This is a genomic window from Janthinobacterium sp. 13 (genome assembly GCF_002749695.1).
In the GTDB taxonomy this organism is placed as follows: Bacteria; Pseudomonadota; Gammaproteobacteria; order Burkholderiales; family Burkholderiaceae_D; genus Janthinobacterium; species Janthinobacterium kumbetense.
In genome coordinates this window covers 780,119-793,112 of sequence record NZ_PEEQ01000001.1, presented here as the reverse complement: position 1 = coordinate 793,112, position 12,994 = coordinate 780,119, and the positions used below count along the sequence as shown (strand labels likewise).

At 63.1% G+C, this 12,994-nt stretch carries 9 protein-coding genes; 2 read left to right on the top strand and 7 right to left on the bottom strand.

Translation table 11 applies throughout. From position 1 onward, the window contains the following. Positions 1 to 9: 9 nt before the first annotated feature. From malF to CLU94_RS03310, 7 genes are all read right to left on the bottom strand, one after another. Entirely contained in the window at positions 10 to 1,521 is a 1,512-nt protein-coding gene (gene malF / locus CLU94_RS03340) for a maltose ABC transporter permease MalF (protein WP_099664600.1), read from the bottom strand. Positions 1,522 to 1,618: 97 nt separating this feature from the next. Beyond that, a complete protein-coding gene (malE, locus tag CLU94_RS03335) occupies positions 1,619 to 2,839 on the bottom strand; it encodes a maltose/maltodextrin ABC transporter substrate-binding protein MalE (RefSeq protein WP_077402478.1) in 1,221 nt (406 codons plus the stop codon). A gap of 109 nt (positions 2,840 to 2,948) precedes the next feature. Beyond that, positions 2,949 to 4,034 carry an ABC transporter ATP-binding protein gene (locus CLU94_RS03330; protein WP_099664599.1) on the bottom strand — a complete coding sequence of 362 codons (1,086 nt, stop codon included), beginning with the start codon at positions 4,032 to 4,034 and terminating at the stop codon, positions 2,949 to 2,951. 221 nt (positions 4,035 to 4,255) lie between these two features. After that, positions 4,256 to 5,893 (bottom strand): alpha-amylase family glycosyl hydrolase, encoded by a 1,638-nt coding sequence (locus CLU94_RS03325; RefSeq protein WP_099664598.1) that lies wholly within the window; start codon positions 5,891 to 5,893, stop codon positions 4,256 to 4,258. 239 nt (positions 5,894 to 6,132) lie between these two features. Beyond that, the gene (locus CLU94_RS03320) at positions 6,133 to 7,143 is read right to left on the bottom strand and encodes a substrate-binding domain-containing protein (protein WP_099664597.1); all 1,011 of its coding nucleotides are present in this window, start codon (positions 7,141 to 7,143) and stop codon (positions 6,133 to 6,135) included. Positions 7,144 to 7,455: 312 nt separating this feature from the next. Next, complete coding sequence (locus CLU94_RS03315) at positions 7,456 to 8,676, bottom strand: maltoporin (RefSeq protein WP_099664596.1); 1,221 nt, start codon at positions 8,674 to 8,676, stop codon at positions 7,456 to 7,458. Positions 8,677 to 8,914: 238 nt separating this feature from the next. After that, a complete protein-coding gene (locus CLU94_RS03310) occupies positions 8,915 to 10,465 on the bottom strand; it encodes an MFS transporter (protein WP_218965273.1) in 1,551 nt (516 codons plus the stop codon). A gap of 133 nt (positions 10,466 to 10,598) precedes the next feature. Between CLU94_RS03310 and CLU94_RS03305 the strand changes: the two genes are divergently transcribed. After that, the gene (locus tag CLU94_RS03305; protein ID WP_099664594.1) at positions 10,599 to 11,525 is read left to right on the top strand and encodes a LysR family transcriptional regulator; all 927 of its coding nucleotides are present in this window, start codon (positions 10,599 to 10,601) and stop codon (positions 11,523 to 11,525) included. 313 nt (positions 11,526 to 11,838) lie between these two features. Continuing rightward, positions 11,839 to 12,960 (top strand): patatin-like phospholipase family protein, encoded by a 1,122-nt coding sequence (locus tag CLU94_RS03300; RefSeq protein WP_099664593.1) that lies wholly within the window; start codon positions 11,839 to 11,841, stop codon positions 12,958 to 12,960. The last annotated feature ends 34 nt before the right edge of the window (positions 12,961 to 12,994 follow it).

The window sequence follows — 12,994 nt, the reverse complement described above, 5'->3', positions numbered from 1 at the left end:
GTCGGTCCTTTATGCTTTGTTCATGCGCGTCAGGCGCATGTTGACCAGCGAAATCGCGGCCACGAGGAAGAAGATCAGGGTCGAGATGGCGGCGGCCAGGCCAAAGTTCTGGCCGGAATCCTCGAACGCGATGCGGTAGGTGTAGGACACGAGCAAGTCCGTCGTGCCGGCCGGTAACGTCGTGTCGAGGAAATCGGGACGTCCGCCCGTCAGCAAGCTGATCAGCACGAAGTTGTTGAAATTGAAACCCAGGCTGGCCACCATCAGCGGCGTCAGCGGTTTGATGATCAGGGGTAACGTTATTTTGAAGAAATTCGTCAGCGGTCCCGCGCCGGCCAGGGCCGACGCTTCGTACAGGTCCGACGGGATCGCCTTGATCAAGCCCATGCACACCACCATCATGTAGGGGTAGCCGAGCCAGGTGTTGACGATCAAAATCATGGCCTTGGCCAGCGTGGTGTCCGAGAACCAGGCGGGCTTGATGCCGAACAAGGCGTCGAGCACGAGGTTGATTTCGCCGAAGTTATTGTTAAATAAACCTTTGAAGACCAGGATGGAGATAAAACCCGGTACGGCGTACGGCAGGAACAGCAGGGTACGGTACAGGCCGCGGAAGCGCAGCGCATCCCAGTTCAAGAGCACGGCCAGCACCATGCCCAGGCCCGTCGTGGTGGCCACGCTGATCAGGGCGAAAACGATGGTCCACACGAAAATGCGCAGGAAGGGGCCGCGGAACGCTTCGTCGGAGAAGATTTTCACGAAATTGGCGAAACCCACATTGACCTTGAAGCCCGGTTCCAGCTTCGTGCCGTCCGGCATTTCATAAAAACCCGTCTTGAAGTTCGGTGTCACGAGTTCGCCCGTGGCGATTTTCTTGAGCGTTTTGTCCGGCAACTGCTTGTAGACGTGCGCGACGGGGCCGAATTCGCGCAAGCCCACCATGCGCAGCTCTATCCTGTTCGGCAAGATCAAGGTGAGCAACTTCAGATCCTTTTGCAGGGCGATGATGTCCTTGATGGGCAGCGGCGGAGCCAGCACGGGCGCCTGCACGGGGTCGAGCGGCGTCACTTCCACGTTCAGGGGCACGGCGCGCTTGAGGGCCAGCGGCTGCGTCAGCAGCACTTCGCCCGTGTCCGGGCTTTCCAGGCGCAAGCGGTATTCCTTGTTGTCGGCATGCACGGTCATCGCATAGCCGGCGCTTTCCACGCGCTGCGTCTCGTCCAGCAGGTATTGCGTGGCGCGCTCATAGGTAAGCAGGTTGCGCGAACTGAAATTGGTAAAGCCGATCGACACCGTGTACACCATCGGCAGCAGCACGAAGACGATGACCGCCGTAATGCCGGGAAACAGATAGCGGTAGGCATAGGCGCGCGGCGACGTGAAGACAAACGTCGTCAGGGTCAGCAAGCCGAGGAAAACGGCGGCCAGCATGGTCTGGCCGGAAATGTACAACATGAAGAGCAGATACAGACCCAGCGCCATGCTGATGGTCAATACCGTAGGGCCGATAAACTTGCGCACGATGGGATACCTGTGAAGATGGAAGGATACGAGATGGCGCAGGCCGGATCAGGCCCGAGGGCCCGTGATCCGGCCTGCGCCAGGCAGTACGATATGCTTAATTCGCCGTCGTAATCCGCTTCGCCGCCGCATCCAGGCCATCCTTGGTCGTCTGGCGGCCTTGCGTGATGTTTTCCAGCGCCGATTGCATCGACGACCAGAAGCGGCCCATTTCCGGGTTGTTCGGCATCGGACGGCCCGCTTGCGCGCTTTCCATCGTCGCCTGGATGTTCGGATTGGCCTTCAATTCCGCGAACAGCACCTTGTTGGCTGGCGTGCCCAGCGGGACGTCGGCGTTGATGGTTTTCAGGCCATTGATCTGCAGCATCTGGTTTTCCAGGAACTCCGTGGCCAGGTCCTTGTTCGGGCTGGCTTTCGAAATCATCGCGCCCAGCACGCCCACGAATGGGGTGGCCGTCTTGCCTGCCACGGTAGGGATCGTTGCCACGCCGAAATTGATCTTCGACTTGCGCGCATTGTCCCACGACCATGGGCCGTTGATCATCATGGCGATCTTGCCCTGGTTGAAACCGGCTTCCATTTCCGCGTAGCCCGCGCCCTTCGGCATGGCGCCGCTGTTGATCAGGGTCATCAGCGCATTCACGCCAGCTTGCGAACCGGCATTGTTCACGCCCGTTTTCGCCGCATCGTAGCGGCCGTCGGACTTGACTTCAAACGGGAAGCCGCCGCCCGCACCCAGCAAAGGCCACGTGAAATAGGTATTCGTGTAATCCCACAGGATGGCTTTCTTGCCTTGCGCGGACAATTTCTTGTCCAGTGCGGCGATTTCTTCGAAGGTTTTTGGCGGGGTCGGCACCAGGTCCTTGTTGTAGACGAGGGCGACGGCTTCGATGGAGATCGGGTAGCCCCAGGTCTTGCCGCCCACGGTGAAGGCGTTCCAGGCCAGCGGCAGGATGGCGGCGCGCGCTTCCTTGCTTGGCGTCAATGGTTGCAGCAAGCCGGCGTCGATCCAGGTGCCGATGCGGTCATGCGGCCAGATCCAGATGTCCGGGCCCTTGCCAGCGGCCGCTGCCTGCTGGAATTTGTTTGGCGCATCTTCCGGGTGCTCGACGACGACCTTGATGCCCGTCTTCTTGGTGAATTCCTCGCCAACCTTGGCCAGGCCCTTGTAGCCTTTGTCGCCATTGATCCAGATCAAGAGGGTGCCTGCTTCGGCCGCGTTCGCCATGCTGACGGCGGCCAGGTTGCCGATGCCGGCCAGGGCGGCGGCGATCAGGGTGGTTTTGATGAAGCTGCGTTTCGGGTGCGTGAAGGACATGTCAATCTCCAGTATCTTTTTTTATGCTAAGTTTATGTTGAATATCAAGGCTGAAACGATGCAACCAGGCCAGGCGGCGCCTGTAGCGCCTGGCCCTTTAAATTCGGAATCAGGTACGGGTCTGGCCGTGCTCGTCGAACACGTGGACGCGGGCGGGCGCCACTTGCAGCGCCACGCTTTGGCCAATGGTCCAGTCCGTTTCCGCATCGGCGCGCACCACCAGCGGCTCGTCGCCGCCCGGTACCTGCACATACAGATAGCTGATGTCGCCCAGTTTTTCCACCGCTTGCACGGTGGCCGTGAGGGCGGCGGTGGCGCCGGGCGCGCACGCCTGCACGTGCTCGGGGCGCGCGCCGACGGTGACGGGGGTGCCGCTGGCCAGCGGCTGCGTCAACACGGCTTGCAGCATGCCGCCCGCGTTGGTGGCGATGGTGGCCACGCCGTCCGCGTAGCTGTGGATCTTGCCTTTGAGGAAATTCATGCGGGGCGAACCGAGGAAGCCGGCCACGAACAGGTTGGCGGGGTGGTGGTACAGCTCCAGCGGCGCGCCCACCTGCTCGATGCGGCCCGCGTTGAGCACGACGATGCGGTCGGCCAGGGTCATCGCTTCGACCTGGTCATGCGTGACGTAAATCATGGTCGAGCGCAATTCGCGGTGCAGATTCGCCAGTTCGATGCGCATCTGCACGCGCAGCGAGGCGTCCAGGTTGGACAGCGGTTCGTCGAACAGGAAGACGTCGGGCTTGCGCACGATGGCGCGGCCGATGGCCACGCGCTGGCGCTGGCCGCCCGACAAGTCTTTTGGTTTGCGTTCCAGCAAAGGTTCGATGCGCAGGATTTGCGCGGCGCGCTGTACGGCGTCGGCGATCTGCACCTTGTTCATGCCGGCCAGTTTCAGGCCGAAGGCCATGTTTTGCGCCACGCTCATGTGCGGGTACAGGGCGTAGCTCTGGAATACCATGGCGATGCCGCGCTTGGCGGGCGGCACGTCGTTCATGCGGGTCTTGCCAATATACAAGTCGCCGCCGCTGATTTCTTCCAGGCCGCAGATGCTGCGCAGCAAGGTGGATTTGCCGCAACCCGACGGGCCCACGAAGACCATGAATTCGCCGTCGGCGATCTCCAGGTCGATGCCGTGCAGGGTTTGCACGTCGCCATATGCCTTTTTCAGGCCTGTTAACTTCAGTCCAGCCATGTCTGTCGTCCTCAATCTCACTGAATGTGCCTGGCCAAATCTACTGCGCGTCGAACTTGCGGCTGGCAATGCTCACTGTGCATTCGCACAGCTGCGCTTCTCAGCCACAACTTTCATCCGCTCGCTACGATTTTGCCAAGCACTGATACTCTGTTGTTCGGCCCCGCTGATGCGCGGGGCTCGTTATTGTAATTGGCGGCATGGCCGCCAAAGGCTGCGATTTACGCCAGGGTGCCGAACCAGCCGCCATGCGGGGGCAGGGTGAGCTGTTGGCCATCCTTGCTGCCTGGCAATCCATGACCGGCCAGGTCGGCTGCCGGCGCCGCGTCAGGCCAGGCAAACGTGACGGCTTGCGTGCCCAGGTTGAAGGCGGCCAGCACGGGCGCTTGGCCTGGCAAGTCGCGGCGCAGGGCCAGCACGGGTTCCGGCGCATCGAAGAAGACTATGTCGCCGCGCAACAATTGCGGCAGGGTGCGGCGCCAGGCGAGGATGTTTTGCGCAAACTGCAATGGTGAAGCGGCATCGTTTTCTTCGACATCAACGGCGCGCGCCAGGTGTTCAGGCGGCACGGGCAACCAAGATTTTGCCGTGCTGAAACCGCCGTGCGGCGCGTCGGCCACCCAAGGCATCGGCGTGCGGCAGCCGTCGCGGCCCTTGAACTGGGGCCAGAACGGGATGCCGTACGGGTCTTGCAGCGCTTCGAAAGGAATATCCGCTTCCGTCAGGGCCAGCTCGTCGCCCTGGTACAGGCACGGCGTGCCTTTCAGCGCCGCCTGCACGGCCAGCACCACCTTGGCCAGCGATGGCGACGGGTTTTCGCCGCCCCAGCGCGTCATGACGCGCACGCTGTCGTGGTTGCCCACGGACCAGGACGCCCAGCCGTCGGCCACTTGCGCCTCGAACTCTTCGACCTGCGTGCGGATGTGCGCGGCCGAAAACTCCGCCGTCAGCAAATTGAAACTGTAGGCCATGTGCAGCTTGTCGGCGCCCGTATAGGCAGCCATGGTGGCCAGCGCATTGTCGTCGCCCACTTCGCCGATGGAAATGGCTTGATATTCGTCAAGTATGGCGCGCACGCGCTGCAAATAAGCGATGTTTTCCGGCTGCGTCTTGTCGTACACGTGCGCCTGCATGCCGTACGGGTTGATGGCGGACACGCTGCTCGCGTCGCGCTGGGCGGCCGGCGGATTGTCTCGCAGCAACTGGTCGTGATACGGGAAGTTGCAGGAATCGAAGCGGAAGCCATCGACGCCACGTTCCAGCCAGAAACGCAGGTTGTCCAGCTGCGCCTGCTGCACGGCCGGATTGTGGAAATTCAGGTCGGGCTGGCTGGCGAGGAAATCGTGCAGGTAATACTGGCCGCGGCGCGGCTCCCATTGCCAGGCGGAACCGCCGAATACGGACAGCCAGTTATTCGGCGCCGTGCCATCCGGTTTCTGGTCGGCCCACACATACCAGTCGGCTTTGGCATTGTCGCGGCTGGAGCGGCTTTCCACGAACCACGGGTGGTTGTCGGACGAGTGCGACAGCACCTGGTCGATCATCACTTTCAAGCCCAGTTCATGGGCGCGCGCCACCAGGCGGTCGAAATCGGCCAGGGTGCCAAACATGGGGTCGACGTCGCAGAAGTCGGCCACGTCGTAGCCGAAGTCCTTCATCGGCGACGTGAAGAAGGGGGAAATCCACACGATGTCGGCGCCCAGGGCGGCGATGTAATCGAGCTTGGAAGTAATGCCAGGCAAGTCGCCGATGCCGTCGCCATTGCTGTCGAGGAAGCTGCGTGGATAAACCTGGTAGATGACGGCGCTGCGCCACCAGTCGGCGGGCAGATGGGCGAGATTGTTCTGGATGGTCGGCATGAATGATTTCTTAAAAGTTGCCTGTAGCCTTGGCTATCAGGGCGGCGCTGCTGGTTGGTAGGCGAACGTCTTATTTTAAAATTCAAAGCGCTTTGGGTATGAAATGAGTATAGTTCAAAGCGCTTTGAAAAGTAAAGCGATACACGCGCCAGACATACGATTTTTTTATGAGGGTGATTCAGGAAGGCGAGACAGTGGCGCCGGCCAGGCGGCCGGCGGCATGGGGAGGCGGAATACGCCTAGTTTGGTACAGGCCCGGCGGACTCGCCCGGCAACAGTTCGCACGGCCACAGTTCCTGCAAGTCTGTGACGGGCGTGCCATCCATCAGGGCCAGCAGCATGTGGATCATCTTCGCGCCGGCGCCGCGCGGGTCGGGCTGGACGACGGTGGTGACGTTGTGGCCGGCCAGGGAATCCTCCATCACGCCCCAGACGATCAGCGACATGTCGCGGCCGATGGCGATGCCCGCGTCGAGCAGCGCGCGCACGGCGCCCACGCCCGACATGTGGTTGTCGACGATGACGGCCGTGGGGCGCGGCGAGCGGGCCAGCAGGCGCTGCATGGCCTGGTAGCCGGCGCGGCGGTCGTGCGCGTTGTCGACCAGGTTGTCCGGGTCGACGGGCAGGCCGCCCGCCTGCATGGCGTGCTGAAAACTCTCGACGCGCTGGCGCACGAAGTTCAGGTCCGGCGTGGCGCTGATCAGGCCGATGCGCTGGTGGCCCAGCTGCGCCAGGCGCTCGACGGCCAGGCGCATGCCGGCCTCGTTGTCGTAGTCGAACCACGCGTGCGGCTGGTTCAGCTGGGTGCGGCCATGCGCGACGAACGGCATGCCCTGCTGCGCCAGGTAGGCGATGCGCTCGTCGAACGGTTTGGTGCGGCCGACGATCAGGCCATCGATGCGGCGGCCCTTGACCATGCGTTCATAGGTGTGGAATTCGTTGGTGGCCGAGGCGGGCGCGATCATCATGTCCATCTGCTGCGCTTCCAGCGCTTCCGACATGCCGCCCACGATGTCGATGAACATGGGGTCGGCCAGGTCGTTCGGCATCAGCGGGTAGATGATGCCGACGATATTCGTGCGTCCCACGGCCAGGCTGCGCGCCATGGGATTGGGGCGGTAGCCGGCCGCCTGCGCGGCGGCCAGCACCCGCTCGCGCGTGCGTTCGCTCACTTCCGGATAGCCATTCAAGGCGCGGCTGACGGTGGTTTCGGATATTCCTAGCGTTTTGGCGAGATTTTTGAGGTTCATGGATGCTGCGGTTGGGGTCTATCCAGGGTGGGTCGGGAACGGTGCCGTGCGATGACGGGTAGTTTATCTGATAAATGCCGGATTGATCAGGGTCATGACAAGCGGCGGCGGCGCCCAAAAAAATACGCGGGCAAACCCAGGGGCGCCCGCGCTAAAAGAGGATACTGCTGAATCACTACATTGAAGCTGCCGGCCATCGCGTGCAGCGGCGAAATGGTGGGTCCGGGTACTGCTTGCCCCTGGATAAGCGGGCGGTGTTGCTGCCACCGGCAAGCGTCCGGGGACGCTTGCCAACGTTCTAGCGGCCTGCGATTACCACCAGCTTTCCACTTGGAAACCGACGGAACTGCCGTTGGTCTTGCCACCGAACACGCCGGTCGACGACAGCGCCGATTCCGCGGCGGCGGCCGACTGGGCTGCCTTGTTCCATTTGGCGTAGGTGTAGAAAGCGCGCAGCACGGGGCGCGACCAGAAGCTGTTGCCGGCCGACAGTTGCGGCGCGAAGGTCAGCTTGGTCAGGTTGCGGCTTTCGCCGCCTTCCGGCTTGACGATGTCGTGGCCCAGTTCCACGGCCAGGCTGTAGTTGTCCGTGAAGTGGTAGACGGGACGCGCGCCGATCGACGTCCACTTGCTGCTCACGCCTGCCGATTCCTTGTCTTCGTAGACGAAGGTGCCCATGCCCGACCAGGCGCCTTTGGGCTGGATCATGATCTGTTCCGTCAGGCGCACGACCTTGTCATCCTTGTTGGCGCCCAGGCTGAAGCCGCCCGTGTTGGCGGCGCTGCCCTTGCCGTACTGCAATGCCACCTTGTTGAAGCCGCCCAACAGATTGCCTTGCGTATGCATGATGGTCAGCAAGTGGCCGCTGGCGATGGGGGCCGCGCCTTGCGCATTGCGTTTCTGGTTGAATTGCAGGCCCAGGGTCAGTTCGCCATCCGGGTTGACCTTGATGCCCGAGAAACGCAAGTCGTGGGACAGGCCCATGCGCTTGCTGTCGCCGTCATCGGCCGTGCGCACGACGGCGTAGGCCAGTTTGGCGGCGCCCAGGTCGATGTTTTCCAGGCCGGCGCCAGGGCCGCTGTTATTCCAGAAGTAGTAATCGGTGATGTGCACGTCCTGGCGGTCGTAGTAGCGCTTGCCGACCCAGGCGCGCGCTTCGGCGAAGGCGCCCGTGCCGATCTTGTCGGCGACGACGTTCATTTCGCGCCACGACGGGTCCGATTGCTCCCAGTCCTGGTTCTGGTTGACGGAGAACGCCACCAGGGTATTGATGCGGAAGGTGGTGCCGTTGGCTGCCTTGAAGGCTTCGCCGCCGAATTTCAGCTCGCCGTAGGTTTCGCACTCATTGCCCAGACGATACTTGGACGAGGCGCCGGCCAGGCCGAAACACGCTTCCTTGCCGCCTTCGCTGCTGGTGCCGAAGCCCGAGCGGATGTAGCCGCCGAAATCGATCGGCAGGGCGGCCTGGGCGGCCGAAGCGCTCAAGGCCAACGCCACGGCGGCAGGCAAAGTTTTCAAGAAATGTTTGTTCATTGCGTCTCCAGTGTTTTTATAGGTGTGGGATCGGTGCGCATAACTTCGCACAACCAAAGCGCTTTAGTTATGTTTCAAAGCGCTTTGAGTATAGTTCAAAGCGCTTTGATGAGTAAACTAGTTTTATCTTTGAAAACTTTTGAGGTGTTGCGGAGAAGCATCAAAGGCGGGCGGCGGCGCGTGGGCGCCGCCGGGTATGGCGGGGAGGGGGATGGCTGTCGCGGGAAAGCCGGGCCGCTTAGTTTGGCGCCTTGCAGGCGGGCAGGGCGGCCGTGTCCCGCGGGGCGTCGGCTGCATTCGCCGGATGGCGCAGGAAGGCGAGGATCAGCAGGGCCGACGCCGTGGTGATGCTGGCCAGCACATACAGCAAGTGGCGGAAGGCGGCGCCATAGGCTTGCGCCAGTTCGGCGGCGCCGGCCTGCGGCAACAACTCGCCCGCATGGCGCAGCTCGCCCAGCGCCAGGAAGGGCGCTGCCAGCGCCGCCTGCTCCGCACCGATGCCGGCAAGGCCGGCGCCGCCCAGCGCCGCCATGGTGAAGGTGCCCAGCAGCGCGCTGACGATGGCCAGCGCCAGGCCTTCGCCCGCCACGCGCGTCGTATTGAAGATGCCGGCCGCCATGCCGGCCCGTTCGACGGGCACGACGCTGATGGCCAGGCCATCCATCAAGCCCCAGGGCAGGCTGATGCCGCAGCCGATCAGCAGTAGCGGCCCCAGCAAGGTGGCGGGCGACTGGCCCGGCGCGCAAGTGGAGAGCCACAGCAAGCCGCCCACCGCCAGCAGTAATCCGCTGGCGCAGATGTGCGCGGCGGCGAGGCGCTGCGCCGCCATGCCGGCCAGGATCGGCAGCACCAGCATGGGCGCCGACAGGGCAATCATCATGCGTCCCGCTTCCAGCGCGCTGTAGCCTTCGATGCCGATGAAGCGGGCCGGCAGCAGCACCAGCAGCACGACGAAGGAAAACGCGGGCGCGGCCGCCAGCAGTTGCACACCGGCAAAGGCGGGCAGGCGAAACAGGGATAAATCCAGCATGGGCCGCGCCGCGCGCCGTTCCACGCGGATGAAGATGGCCAGCAGCAAGGCCGCGGCACTGAACAAACCCAGGCTGGCGGCGCTGCTCCATCCACTGTCGGGCGCCTGTAGCAAGCCATAGGTAAACAGGGACAATGCGCCCGTAAACGTCAGGGCGCCGGGCCAATCGACGCCCTGCGCTTGCGGGTCGCGCGATTCGCGCATGGCGCGCGCGGCGGCCAGCAGGGCGGCCAGGCCGGCCGCGGCCGTGGCGACAAAAATGGCGCGCCAGCCCGTGTGCGTGATCAAGGTGCCGGCCAGGAAGGGACCGAAGGCCAGGCCCACGCCGAAGGCCGTGCCGATCAGGCTGAAGGCGCACGCGCGGGCGGGGCCGTCGAATTCCTGCGCCAGGGCCGCCAGTCCGCTCGACAGGGCCATGGCGCAGCCCAGGCCCTGCACGGCGCGCAGCACGTCGAGCCACAGGATGCCGGGCGCGGCCGAGAGCGCCAGCGCGGCGGCGGAAAACACGCCCATGCCCAGCAAGAACACGCGCTTGCGGCCATAGCGGTCGGCCAGCGCGCCGGCCGCCATCAGGCAGCCGCCAAAGCTGAGCATGAAGGCATTCGTGATCCACGCCAGCGCCAGCGGCGAGCCGTGCAGGTTGGCGGCGATGGCGGGAATGGCGATGGCCGGCCCCGTAAAACTGAGCGGCATGCATAGCGCGGCCAGGCAGACGGCCGCCAGCACGAAGGCGCGCCGGGCCGGGGAGGCCGGCTTCATACGGTGATTCGTATCCATGGGAATGATTCCAGAAAGAGGGAATCCGATGATAATATGGACGTAATCAATGAAAAAGTGGTTGAAAATCCACTCATAACGGACAAATATTCCCCAATCAACATGGCGAGATGACATGGATAATCTGAACGGCATTGCCGCCTTCGTGCGCGCGGCGGAAACGTCCAGTTATGTGGCGGCCGGGCGGCTGCTCGGGGTGTCGGCCTCGGCCGTGGGCAAGAGCGTGGCGCGGCTGGAAGAAAAGCTGGGCGTGCGCCTGCTCAACCGCAGCACGCGGCGCATCAGCCTTAGCAACGAGGGGGCGCTGTTTTACGAGCGCTGCCAGCGCATCCTGGCCGACCTCGGCGATGCCGAGGCGGAACTGTCGCACCTGGCCGAGGCGCCGCGCGGCAAGCTCAAGGTCAGCCTGCCCGTGATCGGCTACCGCATCATCCTGCCCCTGCTGGCCGACTTTACGCGCCGGTATCCGGAGATCGAACTCGACCTCGATTTCAACGACCGCCTCGTCGACGTGGTGGCCGAAGGCGTCGACGTGGCCGTGCGCAGCGGCACCTTGACGGATTCGCGGCTGATGGCGCGCGAGCTGGGGCCGTTTGCCTTCGCCATCGTGGGCTCGCCCGCGTATTTCGCCCGCCACGGCGTGCCGGCCACGCCGCGCGCACTGGAAGGGCACGCTTGCGTGCGCTATAAATTCCCCACCACGGGAAAACTGCAGGAATGGGCGCTGCAGCGGGCCGGCGGCGACAGCGGCGACGAGTTGCGCTTACCGACCGCCTTGACCTGCAACAATATCGAAGCCTTGATCGGCGCCGCCACGCAGGGCGTGGGTCTCGCTTACCTGCCTGACTTTATCGTGCGCGACGCCATCGCGCGCGGCGAATTGCAAGCCGTGCTGGCCGGCTACCTGCTGCACTCGAGCAAGTTCTGGGTGCTGTGGCCATCGAGCCGCCACCTGTCGCCCAAAATTCGCGTCTTTGTTGACCATTTGTGTACCCACCTGCATTTTTCCGCGCCCCCTGCCGACCCTGCATCCTTCCCGTGATGCCCCTGGCCGCCGCGCCGGCGGCCGCTTGGGGAATATTCCTACCCCAAAGAGATTATTCCTAACGCCGCTGAATTTATATTTGCTGCACCGCATCAGGCAATGCCGCACGGCATCAACTTATACCCTTCCTGAATACCCGTCATTCGTTATGGAAATTGCCATAAGGAATTTATTTATGTTAATTTCATATCTGTTTCTGCAACATTGCATCGGCTGGTCGCTTGCGGGAACATGTGCAGGATTAGGCGCCATAAGCGTGTAGTAACCAACAATTAAGGGATGGTAACCCCGTTCCGTTCAGGGAGTGTGCATGAAGACAGTCACTACGACACCGCCGGATCTGGCGCCAGCCGCGCCAGCGAAACCGGCCCGTAAAACGGGTCTGCTGCTTGGTGGCGGCGCACCAAATTCCACCTTGATCGCCGGCGCCCTGGCCGCTTTCCTCGACGAAGGCATCGAGTTCGACGTCATTTCAGCCTCGGGCGCCGGTGTGTTGATGGGCTTGCTTTACACGACGCCGCACGAGGCAACGCCGCGCCAGGCCTTGCAAAGCTGGGCCGACACGGGCGTGGCCGACAGCATCTACAAGATGATCCCGATCAACTACAAGGTGTTCCAGAAGCCGGGCATGCACGCGAGCACTTTCCGCGACGCCTTCCAGCCGCCGGCCAACAATCCTTTTTTTCAGGCGTTCCAGCAAACGTTTGCGGGCGTGCCCACGGCCTGGTCGGACTGGGGCAAGCTGATGGTGTCGTCGCTGTCGCCGTCGGACCTGTCGGCGAAAAGCCTGGGCCTGTGCGCGCACTTGCCCTTCCTGGAAAAGGCCGTGGATTTCTCGGGCGTGGCCCGCATGCGTCCCGATTTCTACATCAATGCCTACAACCTCAGCGAACATCGCATGCAAATCTGGGGCAAGCACGAAATCGAACCCATCCACGTGCGCGCCGCGTTGTCGTTCCCGTTTCTGTATGCGCCCACGACCATCGCGGGCGACGATTACATCGAAGGCGCGGCGCTCGACACGCTCAATTTCGACCCGTTTATCGAAGGCAAGGGGGAACATGCTGACGCCGACACCCTGGTCATCCTCGATATCCTCGGTGACGAGCGCCTGCTGCGCAAGCCGCGCAACCTGTACGACGCCTGGGTGCGTTCCATCATCACGCCGCTGGTGAAGATTTCCAAGAGCGAGCTGCGCCTGTTCGAACTCGAGCACAACACGGACGCGCGCACGGGCCAGCCCAAGCGGCGCTTGCTCAAGCTCGACCTGATGGGCGGCATCCCGGAGCAGCACTGGCCCGATACCCTGGACTGGTCCAGTTCGAACATGCAACTGCTGTTCGACGTGGGCCACAAGGCGGGCCTGGCGTTTTGCCGCCAGCATGGCGACTTGCTGCGCCGCACGCCTGACGCTTCCCCGCTGGCGGCCTAGCCACCGATCCCCGGCCACCTGATCGGCAGCTATT